Here is a 24367-nt window from a genome sequence, read left to right as displayed (position 1 = left end):
GCCCTGCCCCTCTTCACCCGCCGCGCCGCATTGCTGGGTGCGGGCGGCCTGCTAGCACTGCCGGCCCTGGGCCGCGATGCAAAGCCGCAACCCGCAGCCCCCACGGTGTGGCCCCAAGCGCTGGCGGTACCTGGCGGCGTGGTGCGCCTGTCGCTGGGCCCGGCGGCCACGCGCCCGGTGGCGCAGGCGCGCCAGGGCGATGCCGATGTGCCGGTGCTCGTGCTGGGCGATGCCATCGCGTGGACGGCCGTAGTCGGCATACCGCTGTCGGCGGCGCTGGGCGATGCGCACATCAGCGTGCTGCTGCCCGACGGGGGCGGCGCGCGGCAGGTGCCCTACATCGTGGCGCCCAAGCAGTACAAAGAGCAGCACCTGAAGGTGTCGCCGCGCACAGTGGACCTGTCGCCCGAAGACCAGGCCCGCTTTGAGCGCGAGCGCGACCACCAGGCGCAGGTGATGGCCACGTTCAGCGAGCAGCCCGCGGGCGGCGCCCTGCAGTCGCTGCGCATGCAGGTGCCGGTGCCGGGGCGGCGCTCCAGCTCGTTCGGGCTGCGGCGGGTGTTCAACGGCCAGCCGCGCAATCCGCACAGCGGCATGGACATTGCCGCCGCCACGGGCACGCCCATCGTGGCGCCGCTGCCGGGCAAGGTGATTGACGTGGGCGACTACTTCTTCAACGGGGGCACCGTGTGGCTGGACCACGGCCAGGGCCTGCTCAGCATGTATTGCCACCTGAGCAGCATGGACGTGCGCGTGGGCGATGTGCTGAGGGCCGGCGAAGCGTTTTGCAAGGTGGGCGCCACTGGCCGCGTGACGGGCCCGCACCTGCACTGGGGCGTGATGCTGAACCGCACCATGGTGGACCCCGCATTGTTTTTGTAGCCCCCCCTGAGGCGCTGCGCGCCTTCCCCCCAGGGGGACGCTTCCCTCACTGCGGGGCGGCCCTTGTTCGGCGGCCCTCGCCCAGGCCACGCCCGCCTCCCAGGCTGCGCGACTGCACGGCGCTACTTCAAGTAGTTCATGAACCCGGTGATGATCACCGCGTTGAAGAAGTCGATGAACAGCGAGCCCACCAGCGGGATCACAAAAAACGCCTTGACCGATGGGCCATTGACGGCCGTAAAGGCCTGCATGTTGGCCATGGCGTTGGGCGTGGCGCCCATGCCGAAGCCGCAGTGGCCAGCGGCAATGACGGCAGCGTCGTAGTCGCTCCCCACCACGCGGAAGGTGACGAAGTAGGCATACACGAACATCAGCACCGTCTGCGCGAGCAGGATCACCAGCAGCGGCCCGGCCACCTCGGCCAGCTCCCACAGCTTCATCGACATCAGCGCCATGGCCAGAAAGAACGCCAGCGACACATTGCCCACCACCTCGAACTGGCGCAGTGGCAGCTCGGCATCGCGCCAGTCGATGATGTTGCGCACCACGGCGGCCACCAGCATGGGCCCCAGGTACGAAGGCAGCGTGATGCCCATGCCTTTGAGCCAGTTGACCAGCAGCGTGCCCGCGCCAATGGACACGGTGATCAGGATGCTGGCGTACATCACCGTGTCGCCAGTGAGTGCGGATGACGGTGCCTGCAAGATGGTTGCATCAGGCTTCACGCCCGCTGCGGCACCGGTGGGGTGCAAACCATTGCGGCGCATGAGCAGCGTGCCCAGCGGGCCGCCAATCACGCAGCCGGACACCAGGCCGTAGGTGGCCGCCGCAATGGCAGCGGGCAGCGCACCAGCGGCGCCCGCCTGCTCCAGCAGCGGTCCAAATGCCGCCGATGTGCCATGCCCGCCCGTGAGCGAGATGGAGCCCGCCGCCACGCCAATCAGCGGGTGCACGCCCAGCGCGGCCGCCAGCCCGGCACCCAGCAGGTTCTGCAGCACCACCAGCCCCACCGCTGCCGCCAGAAAAAGCGCCACGCCCACGCCGCCTTTTTTCAAGAGCTCAAAGCTGGCCGAAAAGCCGATGGTGGTGAAAAACACCAGCAGCAAAAACGCGCGCATGTTGTCGTAGAACTCAAACGCAAACAGGCCCGTCTGGTGGCCCACCAGCGCAATGACCGAGAACACCAGCCCGCCAATGATGGGGCCGGGGATGAAGTAGCGCGCGAGCACATTCACGCGCTTTTTGATGAACTCACCCACCACCAGCAAGATGGCGGCGATGCCGATGGTTTGGGCGATGTCGAGCTGGATGGTGACCATGGGGTGTCTCCTTGATTCCTTGGTGGGGGTCAGGCAACACATGCCAGAATAATTAGCTATTGAATAAATAGCATCAAGCGCAAGCGCCAGTAGCGCTAGATTGGTATTTTATCCTTTGAACTACGCCCGATCGTCCGACCCGGCGTTGAAAAAATATCCGGCGCTGGCCTGTGGCGCCCGCACGTTGAATCGCTAAAGACGGCAAGCGCAGTGACTGCCGGAATCGAGAAAGCGGCTGCGGATGGCGCCGATCTGGCAGCATCGAGTCACCGGCATCGATGCTCTCCGGCACGCGGCGTGCAGCAGCTATGCTCGGCAGCCCGCACACCGCGCCGCTCACTGCACCACTTGGTAAGCAGCTTGTTGCGCCGCTCAACGCACACACCCCGTCCAATAAACGCCCATGACTGCCCGCCTGATCCGCTTCAACAAACCCTATGGCGTGCTCAGCCAGTTCACGGCCGAGGGCAAATGGCAGGGCCTGAAAGACTACATCGATCTGCCCGGCGTGTATGTGGCCGGGCGGCTGGATGCCGACAGCGAGGGCCTGCTCTTGCTGACCAACGACGGCAAGCTGCAGGCCCGCATTGCCGACCCGCGCTTCAAGATGGAAAAAACCTACTGGGTGCAGGTAGAGGGCATACCCCAAGAGCCCGCGCTGGCCGCGCTGCGCAGCGGCGTGCAGCTCAACGACGGCCCCACGCTGCCGGCCCGAGCTCGCCTGCTGGAGCCACCGCCCGCCGTGTGGGAGCGCAACCCGCCCATCCGCGAGCGCAAGGCCATCCCCACGGCGTGGATCGAGCTGGTTATCCGCGAGGGCCGCAACCGCCAGGTGCGCCGCATGACGGCCGCCGTGGGCTACCCCACGCTGCGGCTCATTCGCGCGGCCATCGGGCCGCACACGCTGGAGGGATTGGCGCCGGGCGACTGGGCCGACTGAAATGGCTTGAATGAAGCGGGGGCTGGACGAATCTCACCCCGCACGCACTATTCCACCGCCCCCTCACCCATGACCAGGTAGCGGCTGACGAGCTCAAAAAAACTGTCGTAAAAGCCATCCGAGGCAATGGTCTCGCTGCCCACCTTGATCAGGGCTTCGTCCGTGGACAACAAGGGCAACGACACCGAACCCACGCCGCCCACGCCCAGGCTGGCGGAGTTGTTGGTTTTTTTCAGGGTGTAGCGGTCTTGCACCGCGGTCACAAAGCCCAGGCTGATCTTGCCGTTGGCGCTTTCGGGCACGCACACCACCCGAATCATCATCTGCAGGTGGGCGTCGGCCTCGGGCTGAAAGTTCTTGCGGCCTTCCACCATTTCGGGCACATGGGTGTTGATGATGTAGCCTTGGCTGAGCAGCGCACGCCGGGCGGCCTCGCAGGTTTGCGCGGGCGCGGCGTCGAACAGGCGCGAATAGGTGGCCACAGAACCAAAACTCTCTTGGGGCGAATACACCTTGGCTGGCGCGGAGCAACCGGCCAACAGGGCAACAACGCCCAACCCGGCCCACAGGCACAGGGCGGCTCTCAAAGCACGGCGCCCCATGGGCGCAGTTTCAGCAGCGTGAAAAGAGGTGCGCTGGGGCATCCAGAAAAGACTCAAAGCCGGGCACTCCTCGGGGTGAAATTTTTCGCGGGCATCGCATCATCATGCCACTGGGCATCTGACCACAAAGGGGGTGGCCGGTTCCCCGGCGGGCCATGCGGTGGGCGCGGGCATCGCACAATGGCGCCTTTGCCCGAAAACGGGCTGGCTGCAGCGGCAGGGCGGTATTGCGCCTGCCACCAGTGTCCGCCGGGCTTGAGACAAAGGTTATTCCATGAAAATTGCCGTAATGGGCGCGGGGGCGGTGGGCTGCTACTACGGCGGCATGCTGGCGCGCGCAGGCCACGAGGTCACCCTGGTTGCCCGCGCGCACCATGCCGAGGCCATCAACGCCAGCGGCCTGCTGCTTGAAACGCAGGCCTTCACTGAGCGGGTGCGCGTGGCCGCCAGCACCGATGCCAGCGCCGCAGATGGCGCGCAATGGGTGCTTTTTTGCGTCAAATCCACCGGCACCGAGAGCGCGGGCCGCGCGCTGGCCCCGCACCTGGCCGAGGGCGCTGTGGTGCTCAGCCTGCAAAACGGCGTGGACAACGCCGAGCGCCTGCAGGCGACCATTGGCCACCCCGTCATCCCGGCCGTGGTGTATGTGGCTACCGAGATGGCGGGGCCGGGCCATGTGCGGCACCACGGGCGCGGCGAGCTGGTGATTGCGCCATCGCCCGCCAGCGCAGACATCGCCGCCACCCTGGGCTCAGCGGGCGTGCCTGTACAGGTGTCCGACAATGTGGCCAGCGCGCTGTGGGCCAAGCTGGTGCTCAACTGCGCCTACAACGCCTTGTCGGCCATCACCCGGCTGCCCTATGGCGAGATCATGAACAGCCCCGGCCTGGCCGTGCCCCAGGTGATGCAAGACATCGTGCACGAGTGCCAGCAGGTAGCGCAGGCCAGCGGCATCGCTCTGCCGGCGGACACCCTTGACGCCGTGCTGCACCTGGCGGCCACCATGCCCGCGCAAATGTCGTCCACCGCGCAAGACCTGGCACGCGGCAAGCGCAGCGAGATCGACCACCTCAATGGCTTCATCGTGCGCCGGGGCGAGGCGCTGGGCATTGCCACGCCCGTCAATCGGCTGCTGCACACGCTGGTGCGGCTGCTGGAGAAAAACCTGCCCACCGTGCAAGGCGGTGCCGCATGAGGGCCGATGCACGCAATCCGCAATGGCTGCACCGTGGTCTGCTGGTGTGTTTCTGGTCCGCCGCGCTGGGCGTTGCGGTGCTGTCGCTGATGCCCATTGCCTACCTGCCGCCACAGGTCTTCAGCCTGTGGGACAAGGCCCAGCACGCCCTGGCCTTCACCGCGCTGGCCCTGCTGGGCCTGCTGGCCTATCCGCGCCAGCCCTGGCGCATGGTGCTTGCCCTGCTGGCCTTTGGCGGCGCCATCGAACTGGCGCAGGCCGCCACCGGCTGGCGCTATGGCGAATGGAGCGACTGGCTGGCCGATGCCGTGGGCCTGGCAGCGGGGTGGGCACTGGCCTGGCACCCCCGGCGCCTGCTCCCCCTTCTGGCCCGGCGGTCACAGCCGATGGCAAAGGCGGCAGAACCCCGGTAGCCCCCCGCCGGACCACACCCTGGGCGCCATCGCCAGCAGGTTTGCCCCATGCGCCGGGCGAGCAGTTGCCCACACCTTGGATGTTATGCCCGCCCAATGTGCAGTACCCTGTGGATAAGCAGCAGAAGAACCCGCAAAACCCGCGCCAGCACTGGCCTGCAGCCCGCTGCCCGTTGTTTGGGCAGCAAGCCCCGCCACATAACCGGTGAAGAACCTGCATGCACGCGAGGCTTATAGTCGCCGCTGTGCTGCGCGCGCCGCCTGCGCCGCCCCACCCCGCGCCCGTCTTCATGGGCCTGATTTCTTTCTTTCCACGCAACCGTGCCCATTTCCGTCTTGCTCTGCCTGGTCGTCGCCATCAGCGACGGCGATACCCTGACCGCGCGCTGCGGCACGCCCGGTGCCTACCGGCAGCTCAAGGTGCGCATCGCTGCCATCGACGCCCCTGAGCGCAAGCAGGCCTTTGGCCAGAAGTCACGGCAGCACCTGGCACAGATCTGCTTTCGGCAACGCGCCACGCTGCACATCCTGTCGCACGATGCCTATGGCCGCCCCGTGGCCAATGTGCGCTGCGGCACCCACGATGTGGCGGCGTCGCAGGTCAGCGCCGGCCTGGCGTGGGTGTACACGCCCTATGCCGACCAGCACCCGCATCTGGCGCCTATGCAGCAGCAGGCCCGCGCCAGCCGCAGGGGTTTGTGGGCGCAGCCACGCCCGCTGGCGCCGTGGGTGTATCGGCACAGGCACCAGCGCTGATCGCGCTACGCAATGCCCCTGGCTGCCTTGCGCAGCCGGCGGGTTTCAGTTGCCGGCCCCCGGCTGTGCGTTGAAAACACCGCTGAGCAATTCGACAAGCCGCTCGGCCCCCATCTTGAAACCACAGGCCTGCGCATGACCGCCGCCGCCCATGCTTTCAGCCAGCGCAATGCAGTCGAAATTGCGCTGCGCACGCAGGCCCACCTTCACGCCCGAGGTGCCCGCACTCCACATCAGCGCAAAGGTGCCGGTTTTGGCCGACAGCATGTCGCCCACCAGGCTGTGGAACATGCCGGGGGCATTGACCATCAGGCCTTCGATGCCGTTGAACACCAGGGGCTGCGCACCCTCGGCCATATCGGCCGCGAGCTTGCGGTATTTTTCGTCCATGGCGCCGCCGCGCGCCATGAACTGCGCAAGCTGCCCGGGCGTGAACGCGGCAATCTCGTGCCAGCGTGCAAAGGTCTGGGGCTCCATGTCGAGAGCCGACAGAAAACCCGCGCTCTCGGGGAACTCCCATTTCCAGATGTCGCGGTCTTCGATGTACTGGAACAGTGCCGGAACGGGTTGCGCGGGGTGAAAGAACTCCCATGCCAGCCTGGCCCCTGACTTGTTCATGTCAAAGTGCACCACGCCGCAGCGGCAGGCGAAGCCGGTGAGTTTTTCGGCGGCGCTCTTGTGGTGGTCCAGCATCACGAGCTTGGCGGCCCGCTCTTCGATGGCGTGCAGGACCTCGGCCGAGAACGAAAAATCCAGGATGTAGACAGCCCGGCCCGCCACGGGCGGCAGGTCGTCCAGCGTTTTGACATCGCCGTGGTCCAGCCCCAGGTATTCGGCACTTTCGCCGTAGTAAAGCCATGCGGCCAGTGCGGCGCCAAAGCCGTCGGGGCAATTGCGCCCGTGGTAGAGGACCAGCGGCGCGGGATCGTTCTTGTCGGGTGCAACCAGCAGTTGCAGGGGGAGTATGGTTTTCTTCGTCATGGACGCCGATTGTCGCTGCGCCCGCTCAGATGGGCAGCCAGCGCCGCCACCAGGGCGTGCGCTCTTCCTGCGCACCCCGGGCCTGCAGCAGCGCCACCAGCTCGGTGCGCTGGTAGCGGCGCGCGGCTTGCAGCGGTGTGAGGTCATCGAAGTCCGAGCGCAGCTGCGGGTCAGCCCCGTTCGCAATCAGGTAACGCGCAACGTCGTCATGCCCGTGGATAAGGCTGGCCACCAGCGGCGTGCACAAGATCTCGGGGTGCTGGTAGTTGGGGTTCACACCCGCAGCGATGTGGTAGCGCACCAGCGCCAGGTCACCAGCCAGGGCGGCGGCGTACATGTCCTTCCAGTCTCCACCTGACATAACGTGAATCCTCTGCGCAAACGGTAATCGATGCAGTGTAGGCAGGCGGGCGTGCTGCACAATCCGCGCCTTCCCTACCTGTCCGCTGCTTTTTCCCCCACCCCGCCATGCCCCCCTTGCACATCCTCTGGCGCGACGAGCACCTTGTGGCGGTTTACAAGCCCGCCGGCTGGCTGGTGCACCGCACAGGGCTGGACGCGGGGGAAACACGCTTTGTGATGCAGATGCTGCGCGACCAGCTGGGCCAGCATGTGTATCCCGTGCACCGGCTCGACAAGGGCACCTGCGGCGTGCTGGTGATGGCGCTGCACAGCGCGGCTGCACGCGCGTTGTCGCAGGCGTTTGAGCACGGGGCGACGCACAAACGCTACCTGGCCGTGGTGCGCGGCTGGGCGCCCGGAGCGGTGGAAGTGGATCATGCCCTCAAGCCCGACGATGCCCCGGCGGATGCCGCCGTGCAGGATGCCCACACGCGCTTTCGTCGCATGGCACAGCTCACGCTGCCCGAGGCCAGCGACGCCCGCTTTGCCACCACGCGCGCCTCGCTGGTAGAGGCCGTGCCTACCACCGGGCGGCGCCACCAGATCCGCCGCCACCTCAAGCACCTGGCGCACCCCATCATTGGCGATGCCACCCATGGCAAGGGCCCCATCAACCGCTGGTGGGCCGATCGGCTGGGCCAGCAAAGGCTGTGGCTGCACGCCTGGCAGCTGACCGTGCCGCACCCCGTGTCGGGCGCGGCCCTGGTATTTGACAGCAGCTTGCAGCTGCCTGCGTGGAGCCCACCCCGTGCCGCAGAAGTGCAGGCCGTGCTGCCAGACAACGGTGCGGCAGCCCCCACGGCAGACTGGCAACGGCTGCTGACACGGCTGCCCTGGCACGCCTCGCCCGATGCACGCTAGCCAGGCACGGCCAGTGGCCGAAGGCCTGTGCGGGGCACCGAACCGGCAACTATGTTTTTCATAGCACGCCGCGCTTTATCATCAAGCGCTAGAGCCATTTTTGACACATAAACCATTGCCATGCAAGCCGAAGACATCCTTCATTTCTGGTTCGAAGAACTCTCGCCCGCGCAGCACTTTGCCCAGGAAGACGCGATCGACGCCATGATCCGCGTGCGTTTTGGGCCCATCTGGCAGGCGGCGCAGCATTGCGAGCTGTGGGAGTGGCGCGCCACGCCGCAGGGGCGGCTGGCCGAGATCGTGGTGCTCGACCAGTTCTCGCGCCACATCCATCGCGGCACGCCGCTGGCGTTTGCACAGGATGCCCAGGCCCTGGTGCTGGCCCAGGAGCTGGTGGCCGGTGGCCACGATGCCACCCTGCCCCCGGCGCAGCGGGCCTTTGCCTACCTGCCCTACATGCACAGCGAATCGCCCGCCATCCACGCCCAGGCCATGGTGCTGTTTGACCAGCCGGGGCTGGAGAACAACCTGCGCTTCGAGGTGCTGCACCGCGACGTCATTGCGCGGTTTGGCCGCTATCCGCACCGCAATGCCGCACTGGGGCGCGTGTCCACGCCGGGCGAGCTGGCGTTCATGGCCCAGCCGGGTTCGTCTTTCTAAGGCACCAGCCACTGGCCCTCACAGGGGCCGCGTCAGGTAGACCGCCTCGCGGCCCACGATGGGCTCGCGCGTGGGCATCATGACGGTGCAGCCATCGCACAGGGCGCGAATCTCGTGGGGCCCGTCGGTGGCAATGAGCGCATCTTTGGCAAACACCTCAAAGCCCACCAGCGGGCGCACAAAGCAAAAATCCGGCGTGCGCACCATGCAGGTCTGCAGCAGCTCATAGCGGCGCTGCGGGCCAGGCGCCGGTCTGCCGGGGGCCGCTTCGATCAGCCCGAAATGGGCCAGAAAATCCAGCGCCACCGCCGTCGCCATGTCGGCCGCCGATTGCAGAAAATGCTGCCCGCACTCCACCACCAGCGCCGCACCAGGCCCGTCGGCCAGGCCATGGCTGCCGTGCTGGATGAGGGGCGTGCCCGAACCCAGGCCTTGCGGCATCACCAGGTGCACAGGCGGCCTGCCAATGGCCTGGGCCACCGCCGCATTGCGCGCATAGGCCGGATACGCCCAGAAGGGCTCGACATCCTGGCTGGTCGAGTGGATGTCCAGAATGTGATCGGCAGCGGCCACCACGGGGCGCAGGGCGCGGGCACGGGCCAGTTCGGGGCTGTCGGCGGTGCCGTCCAGCTCTGCGGCCGACCACACGCGGTTGAGGTTGTGCACCAGCTGGCGGCTGTCAAAAGGGCGCGCGGGGTTGAACGACTCGTAGGCGGCCACGTTGGCAAAGCTGATGGTCAGCGTGCCGCACCGGGGCCGCACGCCGGTGTCGAGCAAGTGCGTGGCGGCCACCATGCCGCACAGCTCATTGCCGTGGGTGAGCGCATTGATCAGCACATGCGGCCCGGGCTGGCCCGACTCGAAACGGTGCACATAGTCCACGCCCACATTGCCCACGCGGTAGGCCGAGAGGTCTCGGGGCAGCACTTCAAAGACGGGCGGATTCTGGGTCATGTCTGGGCACTCAAAACAAAGCGGCCCGCCATGGTATGCGCAAAACCAGGGGCCTCCAGCGGCCATTCCCCGCTTGCCCGCCAGTGCCAAAACAACGCCCACAGCGCCTGCCACACCAAGATAGCCAGAACGCGCTGGCGGCGGGCGCACCAGGGCTGCGGCAAAACAGGCACAACAGGCCGGAGCGGCCGGTTTGTGACGTACCATCCGTCCCACAGTGGTCCCATCCCGAGACCCACCCAGGAGGATCCATGGCCAAAGGACAAATGCACAACAACAAGATGGCAAAAAAGCCGAAGAAAGACACATCACCACCCAAAGAGGGCCACGGCTCTGACCGCCCCATGCCACCGACGACAGCAGTGATCCCGCGCGGCAAGGACAAGAACAAATAGGCGACGCCTTTGCTTGCTATTGGTTAAAAAGCTGCTCACCAGTGCAGAAAGAGGGGTTATGCCGTTTCACCTGAGCCACGAACACCCTTTCTGCCGGTATCAGCGCCGCCTGCTGACGCCGATGGCCCATCGAACAACGCCCTGACACACGGGCACCATGCCCATGCCGCCAGCCCCCTCCCCTGCTGCAGCATCCACGTTACTCGCACCGCCTGCGCCCCTTTGGCAGCTGGTGCTGCGCAGCCTGCCTGTGCCCGTGCTCATGTCGGTCATCTGCTGGGTGGGCGCGGGGGTGAACTACTTGCTGTTTCACACGCTGGCCGAGCTTTTTTCCATCGTGATTGCCATGGTGGCCCTGGTGGTGGCCACCACCTCGCAGCGCTTCACGCGCAACCATTTTGTGGTGTACATCGCCGTGGCCATTGGCTGGTGCGGGGCGCTCGATTTATTGCACATGGTCGTGCTCGACGGCATGCAGCTGCTGCCCGGCAACAGTGCCGACCCGGCCATACAGCTGTGGGTGGCCGCCCGCTTCATCCAGGCGGTGGCACTGGTCTCTGCGCCCCTGCTGCTGTACCGCAGCGTGCGCCCATTGCTGATGCAGGCGGGCTTTGGCATGGCCGCTTTGCTGAGCGCAGCGCTGATTGCCAACGATTTCTTTCCCGCCGCCTATGTGGACGGCCAGGGGCTGACGCCTTTCAAGATTTACGCCGAATACGTGATCATTGGTCTGCTGACCGGTGCGCTGGCACTGCTGTGGCGCCAGCGCGCCCTCATGTCCACGCGCCTGCTGGCCAACCTGATGGCGGCCGTGGTGTTCATGATCTTGTCCGAACTGGCCTTTACCCGCTATGTGAGCGTGTACGCAACAGCCAACCTGGTCGGGCATCTGCTCAAGATCTTTGCGTATTGGTACGTTTACCTGGCACTGGTGCACAGCACCCTGCGTGAGCCCTTCAGCATGCTGGCGCGTGCTGCCAGCACCTACGACGCGGTGCCCGACCCCACGCTCATCGTCACGGCCGACGGCAAGATCCACCAGGCCAATGCGGCGGCGGCTCTTTTTGCGGGCCAGGCTGCCGCGCAACTGGTGGGCCAGTCGAGCCATGCGCTGTTCCATGACGCCGAGGTCAGCGCCGCCGCCTGCCCGGTATGCCAGGGCATGCAGACCGCCAAGGCAGCTTTTCAGGTGGAAATCGAACGCAACCACGGTCGCAATGCCATTGAATGCAGTGTGGCCCCGTTTCACGCCCCCCATGCCCAAAACGCCTACGTGCAGGTGGTGCGCGACATCACCGACCGGCGGCGCCTGGCGGCCGAGCGCGAGGCCCTGGTGCTGGCGCTGGGCGAGCGCATCAAGGAGCTGCGCTGCATGCACGCCATCGCCCAGCTGGTCGAAACGCCCGGCCTGACGCTGGCGCAGTTGCTGCAAGGCGTGATCGACCGGCTGAACGCGGGGTTTGTGCTGCCCGACCAGGTGCAAGTGGCCATCACCGGCGACTGGGGGCATTTTGGCGACCAGATCCCCAGTCCCCGCCCCACGCTGTGGCTGGAGCGCGCCATCAGCGTGCACCACACGCCCCGCGCGCAGCTGCACGCCTGGTACCCGCCCGAGGCCAGCGCAGCCGGCGCATCCTTCCTGCCCGAAGACGAGGCCCTGCTCGACAACGTGGTGCAGCAGATCGGCGGCGCCATCGAGCGCATGCAGGCGGCGGAGAAGGTACAGCGCCTGTCCAACCTGTACGAAATGCTCAGCGCCACCAACCACGCCGTGGCGCACAGCAACAACCAGGACACCTTGCTGGCCAACCTTTACGAAGCGCTGCTCACCCACGGCAAGTTCCCGATGATGTTCATCGCGCTCACGGAAACGGGTGGTTTCCCGCTGCACCTTCACCGCTCGCATGGCATCCCGGCAGAAAATCTGCTGCTGCTGACCCAGGCGCTGCAATCGCCTCAAAGCCCGTGGTACCAGCTGATGGGCGGCTTGGCAAAGGGCGAGATCCACCTGCATTCCATCCCGGCAACCTACGCAGACGACACCGATCCCTGGCTGACTTTTCTGCACGCACAAGGCATTCAGGAGCGCGCCGTGATGCCACTGGCCTGCGAAGGACGTTTGCTGGGGATTTTTGGCCTGTATGCACGCGGGCTCACTGTTTTCGATGCCGACGAAATACGCCTGCTCACCGAAATGGCGGCCGAGCTTTCTTTCGCCTTCGGCCGCTTGGCCAGCGAAAACCGCCTGCAACAGGCCGAACAGAAGGTGCAATTCTCGGAGTACCGTTTTAGCGAGGTGTTCGCCGCCTCGCCGCTGCCCATGCAGATTTTCTCGCTGGGCACGCGCGATCTGCTGGCCTGCAACCCGGCCCTGCAGCAGTGGCTGGGCTACACGCCCCAAGAGATCTCCACCCTGTCGATGTGGGCCGAGCGCGTGTGTGCCGACCACGCACAGTGCCGGCAGGTGCTGGAGCTGTGGCAACACGCCTCGCCGCAAAACCCGAAAGGCGAGAGCTTGCTTTTGCCTGAAATGCACCTGCGCTGCAAGGACGGCAGCGAACGCATGGCGCGAGGCACGATGACCATGGTGGGCGACGAGGCCATCATCGTCTGGACCGACCTGACAGAAATCCGCCAAAGCGAACAGGTGCTGCAGGAGAGCGAGCAACGCTTTCGCAACATGATCGAGCAGACCATCAGCGGCATCTATGTGCGCCGCGACGGCCGCTTCATCTACGTGAACCCGCGCTTCTGCGAAATCGTGGGCTGGTCTGGAGCAGACCTGCTGGGGCAGGACGTGCTGCAGTTCACCACCACCGCCCCCGACAACCTGGCGCGCATCCACCAGGCCTGGGAGCAGCTGGCGGCCGGTGCACGCAACGTGAAATACACCCTGCCCATGCGCCGCAAGGATGGCCAGCTGATCGAGCTGGGCCTGAACGCCTCCATCATCACCTGGGACGATGGCCAGCCCGCCACCATCGTGATGGCCCAGAACATCACCGAACGCAAGCGCGCCGAGGAACAGATCGCCAGCTATGTGCAGCAGCTCGAAGGCGCCATGCAGGGAACGCTGCAGGCCATCTCCAACATGGTCGAGCTGCGCGACCCCTACACCGCCGGCCACGAACGCCGCGTGGGCCTGATTGCGGGCGACATTGCCTGCGAGATGGGCTGGGACGCAGAGCGCTGCAAAAACCTGGAGTTGGTGGGCCTGGTGCACGACATCGGCAAGATCGCCGTGCCTGCCGAGATCCTGTCCAAACCCGGGCGCCTGAGCCCGCTGGAGATGGAACTGGTGCGATGCCACGCACAGGCGGGTTACGACATCTTGAAGGACGTGAGCTTTGCCACCCCGATCGCCGAAATCATCCGCCAGCACCACGAGCGCATGGACGGCAGCGGCTACCCACGCGGCCTGCGGGGTGACGAGATCCTGCCCGAAGCGCGCGTGCTGGCCGTGGCCGACGTGATCGAATCCATGGCGGCGCACCGCCCCTACCGCGCTGCGCTGGGCCTGGATGTGGCGATGGCCGAAATCGACAAGAACCGGGGCCAGCTCTACGACCCCGAGGTGGCCGACGCCATGGGCCGGCTGGTGCGGAAAAAGAACTACCAGCTGCCCGATTGACTGCCCATTGGTGCCGCGTCGGGTCCGCGTAGGGCTCTGGACTCAGGGCTCGCGGGTGCCGCTGCCCTTCTTCTTGCGGTTTTCACGGGCCTGCTTCTTGGCCTCGCGCTCGGCGTCCGCCAGCGCACCGGCGGCCCGCCAGACCTCGAACTCGGCAGGCGTTTCCAGCGTGATGCGGCCCAAAATGGCGGTGCGGAAATCGGTCATCACGATCTCGGCCGTCTTTTGCAGGTTCACGCGCCCGCCGCCCAGCATGGCGCCGCGCTTTTTGCCAATGGCGGCCAGCAGGTCTTCGTCGTGCATGCTGGCCATGGCGCCGGCGGGCAGGCCCAGCTTGTAGCGCGCCTCCAGCAGGGGCGCATAGTGCGTTTGCAGGCGGCGCAGCAGCTCCAGCGCTACCAATTCTTCGTCGTATGCATTGCGGCCAATGGCGCCGCTGGCGGCCAGGTTGTAGCCGCTTTCCACCACCACGATGCGCGGCCACAGCATGCCGGGCGTGTCCCACAGGTAAAAATCGTCGGCCAGCGTGATGCGCTGCTCCAGCTTGGTGATGCCCGCCTCGTCGCCCGTCTTGGCCTGGCGCTTGTTGGTGAGGGTGTTGATGAGCGTGGACTTGCCCACGTTGGGCACGCCGCAGATCAGCACGCGCATGGGCTTGGCCATGCCACCCCGGTTGGGCGCCAGCAGGTGGCAGGCGTCAATCAGTTTGCGGGCGGGCGCGGGGTCTGAGGCATCCAGCCCCACGGCGCGCGTGGCGCTCTGGGCGTTGTACCAGTCCACCCACAGCGCCGTGCGCTCGGGGTCGGCCACGTCCTGCTTGTTGAGCACCTTGAGGGTTGGCTTGTGGCCCGTGAGCTCGGCCAGCAGCGGATTGGCGCTGGAGCCGGGCAGGCGCGCGTCCAGCACCTCGATCACCACGTCAATGTCCTTGATGCGTTCGGTGATGGCTTTCTTGGTCAGGTGCATGTGACCGGGGAACCACTGGATGGCCATGCGAGGGGGTACTTTCTTGATTGTTCTGTTCGGGCTGAGGGTGGCCAGGAGGCTGTCGGACTTGGAGCGTCGATAGCGAAAAACGGCCCCAGCGAGGACAGTTTTTGCCGGGTTTGCAGCGCCATAGCCCGGCTATGGGGCAAAAAGACGGGAATAAATGGACCGCTGCGGCCGCTTTGCAGCCGACGATTTCCAAGTTCGAGAGCCTCCTAGGATAATCGCGTCCCGTTCCCCACCGTTTCACCCCTGCCATGCCCTCACCCGCCAACCGCCCCGCAAGCCCTGCCAACAAGGCCGACAAAGAGCTTTTGTTCAAGGGCGTCACCTGCGCGCTGATTGGACTGGTGGTGCTGATCGCCCCCTATGTGGCCCGCTCGCCCAGCGTGCAGGACATCATGGCGCAGTCGGCGCTGGTGGGCTGGTTTGCGCTGGTGCTGGGGGGCGGCTTCATGGTGCGCTACGCCATGCGCCGGGCGGCGGCAACCAAGGCCCGCAACCAGTCGTGACGCCAGAACCACGGGTGCAGGTGCCCGCCCGCGCCACCGACGCCCCCTCGGCCCGCGCCATGTTCGAGGCGCTGCAGCAGCAAGCCCGGGCGCACAGCGTGCTACTGCGGGCACCCCCGCCAGAGCCCACCACCTGCTGCGGGCGCGGCTGCAACGGCTGCGTGTGGGAGGGGTATCTCGATGCTGCCGAATATTGGCGACAGGAGGCGCTGCTGCAGATTGATTCTGTCAATCTCGATTGAAATAGGCCCGCAGCTATTGCTGCATGAGCGCTCGCAGCACTCATTTTTGAGTGTCTGGCGACACGCGGCGGATACCGGGGGAAATGACCCATTATTTTGATGCTGCCTAGTCAGACCGCCGTTTCGATGTGCCGGGTTCAGTGTCAGCCGCACCATCAACAGGGGTGTATCTGGTCGGCTGCTGTCGGCCAGGAGCTGATTTTCGGAGTGCCGGGACTGCCGATCGCTTTAAGGCAATGCTGATCAAGGTCCACCGTTGTCGCTTCTCAAACGTTATCCGCAGATGAAGCAGCAGACCCTGGCAATGGCCGCAGATCAAAACAACGGATTCGAGCAGTCGCGCAAGCCCACCCGACGTGAAGAGTTCTTGCGGACCATGGAGACAATAGTGCCTTGGGCCGCCCTGTGCCAGGTGATAGAGCCGCACTACCCCAAGGCCGGCAACGGCCGTCCGCCCATTGGGTTGGAGCGCATGCTGCGCATCCATTTTCTTCAGCACTGGTTCAACCTGGCCGATCTGGCGTGCGAGGAGGCTCTGTATGACAGTGCCAGTCTGCGCCGCTTTGTGGGGATTGACCTGGGCCGCGAACGCGTGCCCGACGCCACCACGCTGCTGAAGTTTCGCAAACTGCTCAATGAGCAAAAACTGGGTGAAGCCCTGTTTGCCAAGGTAGGCCAGCAATTGCAGGAGCGCGGCTTCAAGGTCAACACCGGCACCATCGTGGATGCCACGATCATCGCAGCGCCCAGCTCCACCAAGAACGCCGACAAGGCGCGCGACCCCGATATGCACCAGACACGCAAAGGCCAGCAATGGTATTTCGGCATGAAGCTGCACATTGGCGTGGACAGCCAAAGCGGGCTGGCGCACAGCGCCGTGGTGACGGCGGCCAACGTGCATGACAAACACCCTCTGCCCAATCTGCTGCATGGCAATGAGCGGCGTGTGTACGGCGACTCGGCCTATGCCAGCCAGAAAGCACTGATAGCGAGCAAGGCCCCCAAGGCCAAGGACTTCACCAACCAGCGCACCCGCCGTGCAGGCGAGGTGGACGAAGTTCAGCGGGCCAAGAACCGCAACAAATCGCGGGTGCGTGCCCGGGTCGAGCATGTCTTTGCGGTGGTCAAGCGCCTGTGGGGATTCACCAAGGTGCGCTACCGCGGGCTTCAGAAGAACGCCACGCGGGCGTTCACGGCCTTGGCGCTGGCCAACATTTACCTGTGCCGCAGTCATCTGTTGGGACAGGTGCGCCCGTAAGGGCGGAAATCGGGCCTCAGCGCCCCGCGAACTGCCCAAATGGGCCGCGCGAGAGGCATAAAAGTCCAAAAAACTGCGTCATCCAGGTTTGCGCGGAAATTTTCGACGGCTTGTTCAGCGTAGCCTTAGGTTGTAACGAGTCCTTCCCGGGCGGCAGTCGGAGTGGCTATGCCGACCATTTCTGACAGTCGACAAGCGGCGGCTCGTATGACCGCTGTACCATCAAAACTGGGCCCCGTGTCACCGACCTGCGCCAGCGGCTGAGCGCCAGACAGGCGGTCCAGGCAGACTTGGCCGAGGCTTTGGTAGTGCAAGCCCAGTTCTCTTTGGGTGACAGCGTGGACGGCAAACGTCACAAGTGCAAACGACCGACTGAAACCACAGATCATGAAACTAATCTTCAGCCGCAAAGGCTTTGACTCTCAATATGGGGGAGTGCCAAGCCCCATCCTGTCGGACGGCACCTTGCTGCCGTTGCCAATCCCTTCGAGGCAAGGTCGATCGCTTCGCGACATTCAGAGTTCAGCCGGTCCCCTGCACACGCTGGTGTCGGATCTCACGGGCGGCAAGATCGGGCCGGACACCCTGGTCCATCTCGATCCTGATCTTCAGAGCCCCTCCGTTCCCAGGCTGGCTGGCTGGCAACCATCGCTGGGGCAGGTGGCGGCTGCGCAAGGTCATCTGGCCAGACAAGGTGTCGGCCAGGGTGACCTGTTCCTTTTCTTCGGCTGGTTCCGCCAGGCCGAGGTCATCGGCGGGCGGTGGCGGTATGTGCCGGGAGCGCCCGACATCCACAGCCTCTTCGGGTGGTTGCAGATCGGTGCGGTGTTGGACCCTGGCGCACCTGACTGCGCAGAACGCAACCCTTGGTTGGGGGACCATCCGCACGTCGCCTTTGCCGACACCATCGGCAAGAGCAACACCATCTACATTGGAGCGAAGTCCCTGCTTGGCGGGAAGTTTCCGGGCGCCGGCGTCTTTGCACACTGGACCGACCGCCTGCGGTTGACCGCGCCGGGCCATTCGCGCTCCGTGTGGCGTGTGCCTGACTGGATGGACCCGTCTACCTCCGGGTTGAAGCTCACGTACCACACCGATGCAAGCCGCTGGTCTCGACAAGAAGGCGCCTTGCACCTTCAGACCGTCGGCAAGGGACAGGAATTCGTCATGGACACCGGCGCAAGCTCGGACGCGCAAGACTGGCTGATGTCCTTGATGAGATAGCAACCAGATAGAGAGGCCATGAAAGATGAACAAGGCAATGGGATACAAGATGACCCACGACACTGGATTTGCCCCCAATCCGTTCCACGGCGCCCTCACCTTGGCCACCTGCAAGCCGGCCGTGCGCCGCACACGCGGCAGGGGCGATTGGGTGGCTGGATTCACCTCCAAGGCGCTGGTTCAGAACGCTCGCGAGCACGGCGTTTCCATCCCCTATGGCGGACTCGTGTACCTGATGCAAGTCACCGAGGAACCGCTAGAGTTGTCAGCGTATTTCAACGATCCGCGCTTTCTCAAGAAGCGGCCGAGTCTGGACGCGCGCGACCCTGAAGTTCGATCCGGCGACAACATCTACTGGCGTGATGCGGATGGGCTGTACCAACAGCTCCCAAACAACTCGCATGAGCAGGATGCGAAGATTCACGACACCAGCGGCAAGAACGCGCTGGTCTCCGCGCGGTTCTGGTACTTCGGTCGGAACTGCTTCGTCCCGCCGGGCGGCTGGAAGGTGTTGATGGGGAGAGAATTGTCAACCGGCCGTACCTTCTATTGCCCAGATCGGTTTGTGGAGGGCATGCTGGATCACTTGAAGGAGATGGACATGAAGCCCGGTATCCATGGCCGACCCTGCATGTGGGACGAAACTGCAAAAAGTAACTGCGGGTGACCGTCTTCAGGAATGAGGTGAACCAGGAGCCAAACTCTTCGCAGCCAAACGGCGTGCGCATCGCAAGTGCCAGAGCGGGTTGACGTGAGTCCTAAGCCTTGGGGAGCAGTCTTTGCATTGGCCGACGCGGAGTGGGCTGAGCGCCGATAGTGGCGATGTCGGCAGTACCTTTCACACCAGTCATTCCCTCCGCTCCGTTCGCGGTTGCCCAATGACCATGATGCTGCCGAGGACGTGAGTTCAGCGAGCTACTTCGACCGCCAGCAATCACTGCGAAGCAGGTATCAGCCGCCAAAGCTCGAAGGGCAGCAACGGGTCGCACCCAGCCCGTCGGCAGTGGCACCCAAATCAGGCAATACCGCACAAAATGAATGACCACGAGTTCGCCGATTCCTCATCGAACCCAGTCAGAGGCCATTCGCCCTGAGCCTGGCCTGCCCTGCCCTGAACCCGCCCAAGGGCTCAGCCCAGCCCCTGCGCCGCCATGTAGTGCTGGCGCCATTCTTCAAAGGGCAGCGTGTCGGCCGCCTCGATGGCCTTTTGCGCGGCCACGGATTCGTCGGCCATCGCGGTAAACCGGGCCTGCTGGGCGTCGCTCCAGGGCAGGTCCAGCAGCGCATCGCGCGCCTGGGCCGACTGGTGGGTGCTGAAGCCGGTGAAACTGCTGCCGTGCGCGCGCGCCATGTGCTCCAGCACGCGGGCCGAGGGCGTCTGCACCGGGTTGGCCAGGGTGGCGCGGGCGCTGGCGAGCGCGGCGCTGTAGTCGGTGCTGTGGTGCGAGGCATCCAGCGCAGCGGCCAGCGGCGCGCATTCTTGCAGCACCTGGGCGGCCCAGTCCACCAACGGCACATTCTGGCCATTGCGCACCAGGCACAGGCCCGGCTCGCGGCCACGCTCGGCCGTGAGGTGCTGGTTCCGCTTGAGTTCGGTGATTTCTTGCGGCGTGTCGGGCGGGCTGTCTGACAGCAGGCAGTGCAGCAGGAACACGTCGAGCAGCCGCATGGTTTCAGCCGTGATGCCCACGGGCACGAACGGGTCCAGGTCCATCAGGCGCACCTCGACATATTCGACCCCACGCTCGCGCAGCGCATGCAGCGGGCGCTCGCCGGGCTGAATCACGCGCTTGGGGCGGATGGTGCCGTAAAACTCGTTTTCGATCTGCAGCAGGCTGGTGCCCAGCTGGTTGTAGTCGCCACCCGGGTTGCGGACGCCCACGGCCTCGTAGGCGGGATAGGGCTGTGTGAGCGCCTCGTGCAACGAGTCGGCATACCCATCAAGGCCGTTGTAGCTGACGGCCAGCGTGGCCTGCGCGTCGCTTTGGTAGCCCAGGCGGCCCATGCGCAGCGAGGTGGCGTGCGGCAGGTAAAGCGCCTGGTCGCTCAGGCGCTGCAGCGCGTGCGGGCGCCCTTGCGCAAAGCACGGGCACAGCGCGGGCGAGGCGCCAAACAGGTACAGCAGCACAAAGGCGTGGCGCCGAAAGTTGCGGATGAGGGCGAAATACTGTTCGCTCGTCACCCCCGGCATCGACCAGTTGTAGTGGATGCCGCAAATGGTCTGCATGCGCCGGCCGTAGCGGTGGCCCAGTCCCATGCGGTACACGCTTTTGGCGCGCCCCACGTTGGAGCTGCCGTAGCGCGCCAGCGGAATGGTTTCGTCGGTGGGCAGGCGGCACGGCATGCTCGACACCCACAGCATCTCGTCGCCCTGCTCGTGCAGCGTGCGCAGCGCAAACTGGTGGATCTCGGTGAGCTCATCCAGACACTGCTGCACGCCCCGGTGCGCCCCTGTGACGAGCTCGATCTGCGACTCGCTGTAGTCGGTGGTGATGTGCGGGTGCGTGAGCGCCGAGCCCAGCGCCGCCGGGTGCGGCGTAAGGGCCAGATCGCCCGTGGGCAGCACGCGCAGGCCTTCTTTTTCGATGCCACGGCGGATGCCAGCCAGGGCATCGGGGGGGCAGGCGGTGATTTTTTGCTGCAAGGTGCTCATATCTTTGTTACCGATCTACGGGGTCGGCCCGGAACTTAGCACGGAGCAGCACTGCCCGCCTGCGGCCCGGTCAAACCCTTGCCGCCAGCGCCTTGCCCACTTCGTTGGTGCCCTGGGCTGCGCCGCTTTGTGGTATTTGCTCGCCAGTGCGGTCGGTCACCTCGGCCAGGCGCACGGCCAGCTGCTCGGGCACATCGGCGCCCAGGCCCAGGTGAATGCCCTGCGTGAGCGTGATGTGCGCCGCCTCGAAGGTGCCCGCGCCCGCACACAAAATGGTGCGCGTGGGTGCGCTCTCGTGCGCCAGCACCAGCATGGCGGGCACCACGGCCTCGGGTTTCAGGGCGGCCAGCACCTCCTCGGGCATCAGGCCCTCGGTCATGCGGGTGGCGGCCGTCGGTGCCAGGGCGTTCACATGGATGTGGTGCTTGGCGCCTTCAATGCCCAGCGTCTGCATCAGGCCCACCTGGGCCAGCTTGGCCGCACCGTAGTTGGCCTGGCCAAAGTTGCCATACAGGCCGGTGGACGACGTGGTCATGACGATGCGGCCGTAGTCCTGCGCCACCATGTGTGGCCACACGGCCTTGCAGCAGTTGGCTGCGCCCATCAGGTGCACGTCCACCACCAGGCGGAAGTCGGCCATGTCCATCTTGGCAAAGCTCTTGTCGCGCAGGATGCCGGCGTTGTTCACCAGAATATCCACCCTGCCCCAGGCGTCGATGGCCTGTTGCACCATGGCTTCGACCGCCGCAAAGTCGGTGACCGAGGCGCCATTGGCCAGCGCCTCGCCACCGGCGGCGCGGATTTCATCGACCACCGCCTGCGCCGGGCTGACCGAGCCACCCTCGCCGTGCACGCCGCTGCCCAGGTCATTGACCAGCACCTTGGCGCCGCGCGCCGCCAGTGCCAGCGCATGCTGGCGGCCCAGGCCGCCGCCGGCGCCCGTCACGATGGCCACGCGGCCGTTGAAATTGATCGCCATGCTGTTGCTCTCCTGTCGTCTGGGGGATAAAGAATGTGCGCAGGCTCTGCTACCGTGCACCCTGCGCCATTGCCCCGCACTTTAAGGCACGCCACGCCCGATCCCGGTAGCGGGTGCGACTGCCCAACGCTTTGAAGGATTTCCATGCAACCCGCAGCCCCAGGCCTTCCTGACCCTCCCCGCGCAGCCGCCACCGTGGTGCTGCTGCGCGACAGCACCGCTGGCCCCGAGGTGCTGCTGCTGCGCCGCCACGCCCAGGCGTCCAACATGGCGGGGGTGTATGTATTTCCCGGCGGCAAGCTCGATGCCGACGACGCCACCCTGGACGCTGACACCCACCTCGACCAGCCCCACGCCACCCTGCATGCAAACTTGAACGAACCCGACACCCACAGCGCCACCGCTGCCGGCCTGTATGTGGCCGCGCTGCGCGAAGCCCTGGAGGAATGCGGCCTGCTGCTGGCCGAGCCCCTGGGCGGCACCTCGGCGGTGAATGCCACCCGCGCACGCGCCATGCTGCGCGAAGGCCAGCCGTTTGCGCAGGTGCTGGGCGCACTACAGCTGCGCCTGCAAACCCGCCAGCTCGCGCCCTGGTCGCGCTGGGTGACGCCGCTGGCACCCACCATGGGCACCCGCCGCTTTGACACGCGCTTTTTTGTCGCCCAGGCGCCCGCCGACCAGACCGCGCTGCACGACAACGAAGAAACCACCGACAGCGTGTGGCTGGCGCCGCGCGCGGCACTGGAGCAATACCGCGATGGCCGCATCGACCTGGCGCCGCCGCAAATCACGAGCCTGGCCCATCTGGCGCGCCACGCCAGCGTGGCCAGCGTGCTGGATGCCGCGCGCCGCCAGCCACCGCCCCTCATCCTGCCCGAGCCGTTTGACCACGACGGCGTGCGCGTGCTCTGCTACCCCGGCGACGCCATGCACCCGGTGCGCGAGCGCGCCCTGCCCGGCCCCACGCGACTGCACTACCACGCGCGCCGCTTCACCCCCGAAGACGGGTTTGAGGCGCTGTTTCGCTGACCCGCGACAATTCATGGGCAGCACAGCGGTGGCATGGACGTGCTGCACACCGGTGGCGGCCCTTGGCCATTACTACTAAATTTATAGCTGCTCGCGCTTGTGCAGCAAGCGCTACAGCCCGTTTTTACTGTAAAAGGATTCCCATGAAAGCAACTTGGAACGGCGTGGTGGTTGCCGAGAGCGACGACACCGTGCTGATGGACGGCAACCACTACTTTCCCGAAAGTGCGCTCAAACGCGAGTTCGTCACCTTCAGCAACCACAAGACCATGTGCCCACGCAAAGGCCAGGCCACCTATCTGTCGCTGCTGGTCCAGGGCGAGCTCAACCCCGATGCCGCCTGGACCTATGCCGACCCCAAGCCTGAGGCCGAAGAGATCCGTGGCCGCATTGCGTTCTGGAAAGGCATCAAGGTAGCCGCCTGACGCACCCTGACGGCGCATGGAAGCCGCACCCAGACCCCTCGGGTTATCCCTGCCCGCACTGGACAATCATGTGGATAACTTTTGACAAGCCCTGTATGGCAACGCCAAGTGCTTGATTTGTAAAGGAATCCCCTGCACCGCCTGTTTTTTAGGCAGCACAGGATGCAGGGGCACCGGTTTATCCCAGCCCGCACGGGACAATGCTGTGGATAACTTTTGACAAGCCCTGTATGGCCGCGCCAAGTCCTTGATTGGTAAAGGAATCCGTCGCATTGCCTACTTTTTAAGCATGCGCCCGGTGAAAAGCAGTTTGCGTAAAACACTCACTTTTTAATAGCTATTTGCGCTTTTCCAATAAGCGCCAGAGCCACTTTTTATTCAAAAATGTCCTCCCACGCCCGTGCACACAGCCCTGCCGCCGCGCGCAACAGTGGCCCCATCCTGGAAGTGCTGCAGACCTTGCTGCCCCAGCAGGGCGCCGCGCTGGAGATTGCCAGCGGCACGGGCCAGCATGCGGCCTGCTTTGCGGCGGCCTTGCCCGGCTGGACCTGGCAGCCCACGGATGCGCAGCCAGCGGGCTTCGCCTCGATCGCCGCGTGGAGCGCCGACGCAAGCGCCCGGAACGTGCACGCACCGCTGCTGCTGAACGTGCTGTCCGACCGCTGGCCCAGCACGGGCCCTGCGTTCGATGCCCCCTTTGACCTCATCTACTGCGCCAACATGCTGCACATTGCGCCCTGGGCGTGCTGCGCCGGCCTGATGCAGGGCGCCGCCCACCACCTGGCGCCCACCGGGCACCTGGTTACCTACGGCCCCTACCTCGAAGTCAATGTGCCCACATCCCCCGGCAACCTGGCGTTTGATGCCAGCCTGCGCGCGCAGAACCCCGCCTGGGGCATTCGTGCGCTCAGCGATGTGGCGCGGCACGCGCAGCACGCCGGCCTGCGCCTGGTTGCGCGCCACGCGCTGCCCGCCAACAACCTGCTGCTGGTGTGGCAACACGGGCAATGAAAAAGGGCGCTGTCATGGGGGAAAGGGATGAGTCGCTCATGGTTTCAGGGTGGGTG

Annotated in this window: 25 protein-coding genes; 17 read left to right on the top strand and 8 right to left on the bottom strand. The window is 65.5% G+C overall.

The annotated features are described in order from the left end of the window. Positions 1-3 precede the first annotated feature (3 nt). Positions 4-882 carry a peptidoglycan DD-metalloendopeptidase family protein gene (locus DTW89_RS13715; RefSeq protein WP_201741006.1) on the top strand — a complete coding sequence of 293 codons (879 nt, stop codon included), beginning with the start codon at positions 4-6 and terminating at the stop codon, positions 880-882. Positions 883-1004: 122 nt separating this feature from the next. Here the strand turns inward: DTW89_RS13715 and gltS are convergent, their stop codons facing one another. Then, positions 1005-2201 carry a sodium/glutamate symporter gene (gene gltS / locus DTW89_RS13710; RefSeq protein ID WP_114656361.1) on the bottom strand — a complete coding sequence of 399 codons (1197 nt, stop codon included), beginning with the start codon at positions 2199-2201 and terminating at the stop codon, positions 1005-1007. Between the two features lie 403 nt (positions 2202-2604). Between gltS and DTW89_RS13705 the strand changes: the two genes are divergently transcribed. After that, positions 2605-3141, top strand: coding sequence for a pseudouridine synthase (locus DTW89_RS13705; protein WP_114656360.1), 537 nt, complete (start codon positions 2605-2607; stop codon positions 3139-3141). Between the two features lie 47 nt (positions 3142-3188). Here DTW89_RS13705 and DTW89_RS13700 read toward each other — a convergent pair whose 3' ends face one another. Next, entirely contained in the window at positions 3189-3743 is a 555-nt protein-coding gene (locus DTW89_RS13700) for a DUF2242 domain-containing protein (protein ID WP_024815760.1), read from the bottom strand. Positions 3744-4017: 274 nt separating this feature from the next. Between DTW89_RS13700 and DTW89_RS13695 the strand changes: the two genes are divergently transcribed. The 3 genes from DTW89_RS13695 to DTW89_RS13685 all read left to right on the top strand — a co-directional run bounded on the left by DTW89_RS13695 (position 4018) and on the right by DTW89_RS13685 (position 6107). Beyond that, entirely contained in the window at positions 4018-4938 is a 921-nt protein-coding gene (locus tag DTW89_RS13695) for a ketopantoate reductase family protein (RefSeq protein WP_114656359.1), read from the top strand. Beyond that, entirely contained in the window at positions 4935-5351 is a 417-nt protein-coding gene (locus DTW89_RS13690) for a VanZ family protein (RefSeq protein ID WP_114656358.1), read from the top strand. Before DTW89_RS13695 ends, DTW89_RS13690 begins: the two co-directional genes overlap by 4 nt. A 321-nt stretch (positions 5352-5672) precedes the next feature. Then, positions 5673-6107: a thermonuclease family protein gene (locus DTW89_RS13685; protein WP_114656357.1), complete on the top strand. Its 435-nt coding sequence runs from the start codon at positions 5673-5675 to the stop codon at positions 6105-6107. Between the two features lie 45 nt (positions 6108-6152). On the opposite strand, the gene DTW89_RS13680 is transcribed toward DTW89_RS13685, so the two are convergent. Both DTW89_RS13680 and DTW89_RS13675 read right to left on the bottom strand, forming a co-directional pair. After that, positions 6153-7088 carry a DHH family phosphoesterase gene (locus DTW89_RS13680; protein WP_114656356.1) on the bottom strand — a complete coding sequence of 312 codons (936 nt, stop codon included), beginning with the start codon at positions 7086-7088 and terminating at the stop codon, positions 6153-6155. Between the two features lie 25 nt (positions 7089-7113). Then, positions 7114-7449, bottom strand: coding sequence for an ankyrin repeat domain-containing protein (locus tag DTW89_RS13675; RefSeq protein WP_114656355.1), 336 nt, complete (start codon positions 7447-7449; stop codon positions 7114-7116). A 107-nt stretch (positions 7450-7556) separates the two neighbouring features. Here DTW89_RS13675 and DTW89_RS13670 point away from each other — a divergent pair, with 107 nt between their 5' ends. Both DTW89_RS13670 and DTW89_RS13665 read left to right on the top strand, forming a co-directional pair. Continuing rightward, a complete protein-coding gene (locus DTW89_RS13670; RefSeq protein ID WP_114656354.1) occupies positions 7557-8351 on the top strand; it encodes a pseudouridine synthase in 795 nt (264 codons plus the stop codon). Between the two features lie 120 nt (positions 8352-8471). Continuing rightward, positions 8472-9011: a DUF924 family protein gene (locus DTW89_RS13665; protein WP_114656353.1), complete on the top strand. Its 540-nt coding sequence runs from the start codon at positions 8472-8474 to the stop codon at positions 9009-9011. A gap of 18 nt (positions 9012-9029) precedes the next feature. Here DTW89_RS13665 and DTW89_RS13660 read toward each other — a convergent pair whose 3' ends face one another. Beyond that, the gene (locus DTW89_RS13660; RefSeq protein ID WP_114656352.1) at positions 9030-9965 is read right to left on the bottom strand and encodes a succinylglutamate desuccinylase/aspartoacylase domain-containing protein; all 936 of its coding nucleotides are present in this window, start codon (positions 9963-9965) and stop codon (positions 9030-9032) included. Between the two features lie 251 nt (positions 9966-10216). Between DTW89_RS13660 and DTW89_RS19540 the strand changes: the two genes are divergently transcribed. Beyond that, a complete protein-coding gene (locus tag DTW89_RS19540; protein WP_201741005.1) occupies positions 10217-10360 on the top strand; it encodes a hypothetical protein in 144 nt (47 codons plus the stop codon). Positions 10361-10517: 157 nt separating this feature from the next. Continuing rightward, positions 10518-13991 carry an MASE3 domain-containing protein gene (locus DTW89_RS13655; RefSeq protein ID WP_114656351.1) on the top strand — a complete coding sequence of 1158 codons (3474 nt, stop codon included), beginning with the start codon at positions 10518-10520 and terminating at the stop codon, positions 13989-13991. Between the two features lie 42 nt (positions 13992-14033). On the opposite strand, the gene ylqF is transcribed toward DTW89_RS13655, so the two are convergent. Further along, entirely contained in the window at positions 14034-14984 is a 951-nt protein-coding gene (gene ylqF / locus DTW89_RS13650) for a ribosome biogenesis GTPase YlqF (RefSeq protein WP_114656350.1), read from the bottom strand. Positions 14985-15235: 251 nt separating this feature from the next. Here ylqF and DTW89_RS13645 point away from each other — a divergent pair, with 251 nt between their 5' ends. The 5 genes from DTW89_RS13645 (at position 15236) to DTW89_RS13625 (ending at position 18881) form a co-directional block, all read left to right on the top strand. Further along, entirely contained in the window at positions 15236-15490 is a 255-nt protein-coding gene (locus DTW89_RS13645) for a hypothetical protein (protein ID WP_024815773.1), read from the top strand. Continuing rightward, a complete protein-coding gene (locus DTW89_RS13640) occupies positions 15487-15732 on the top strand; it encodes an oxidoreductase-like domain-containing protein (RefSeq protein WP_442858113.1) in 246 nt (81 codons plus the stop codon). Before DTW89_RS13645 ends, DTW89_RS13640 begins: the two co-directional genes overlap by 4 nt. Positions 15733-16015: 283 nt before the next feature. Continuing rightward, the gene (locus DTW89_RS13635) at positions 16016-16990 is read left to right on the top strand and encodes an IS5 family transposase (protein WP_114656349.1); all 975 of its coding nucleotides are present in this window, start codon (positions 16016-16018) and stop codon (positions 16988-16990) included. A gap of 387 nt (positions 16991-17377) precedes the next feature. Next, a complete protein-coding gene (locus DTW89_RS13630) occupies positions 17378-18214 on the top strand; it encodes a hypothetical protein (RefSeq protein ID WP_147277661.1) in 837 nt (278 codons plus the stop codon). A 25-nt stretch (positions 18215-18239) separates the two neighbouring features. Further along, positions 18240-18881 carry a hypothetical protein gene (locus DTW89_RS13625; RefSeq protein ID WP_114656347.1) on the top strand — a complete coding sequence of 214 codons (642 nt, stop codon included), beginning with the start codon at positions 18240-18242 and terminating at the stop codon, positions 18879-18881. Positions 18882-19343: 462 nt separating this feature from the next. Here the strand turns inward: DTW89_RS13625 and gshA are convergent, their stop codons facing one another. Both gshA and DTW89_RS13615 read right to left on the bottom strand, forming a co-directional pair. After that, positions 19344-20867 carry a glutamate--cysteine ligase gene (gene gshA / locus DTW89_RS13620; RefSeq protein WP_114656346.1) on the bottom strand — a complete coding sequence of 508 codons (1524 nt, stop codon included), beginning with the start codon at positions 20865-20867 and terminating at the stop codon, positions 19344-19346. Positions 20868-20937: 70 nt separating this feature from the next. Continuing rightward, a complete protein-coding gene (locus DTW89_RS13615; protein WP_114656345.1) occupies positions 20938-21846 on the bottom strand; it encodes an SDR family NAD(P)-dependent oxidoreductase in 909 nt (302 codons plus the stop codon). A gap of 144 nt (positions 21847-21990) precedes the next feature. Between DTW89_RS13615 and DTW89_RS13610 the strand changes: the two genes are divergently transcribed. The 3 genes from DTW89_RS13610 to DTW89_RS13600 all read left to right on the top strand — a co-directional run bounded on the left by DTW89_RS13610 (position 21991) and on the right by DTW89_RS13600 (position 24311). Next, complete coding sequence (locus tag DTW89_RS13610) at positions 21991-22875, top strand: NUDIX hydrolase (protein WP_114656344.1); 885 nt, start codon at positions 21991-21993, stop codon at positions 22873-22875. A 143-nt stretch (positions 22876-23018) separates the two neighbouring features. After that, positions 23019-23300: a DUF427 domain-containing protein gene (locus DTW89_RS13605; RefSeq protein ID WP_114656343.1), complete on the top strand. Its 282-nt coding sequence runs from the start codon at positions 23019-23021 to the stop codon at positions 23298-23300. A 384-nt stretch (positions 23301-23684) separates the two neighbouring features. After that, positions 23685-24311 carry a DUF938 domain-containing protein gene (locus DTW89_RS13600; protein ID WP_114656342.1) on the top strand — a complete coding sequence of 209 codons (627 nt, stop codon included), beginning with the start codon at positions 23685-23687 and terminating at the stop codon, positions 24309-24311. Positions 24312-24367: the final 56 nt, after the last annotated feature.

The sequence above is a fragment of the Acidovorax sp. BoFeN1 genome, assembly GCF_003345135.1.
GTDB lineage: Bacteria > Pseudomonadota > Gammaproteobacteria > Burkholderiales > Burkholderiaceae_C > Acidovorax > Acidovorax defluvii.
This window is presented reverse-complemented; position numbering and strand designations above follow the sequence as displayed.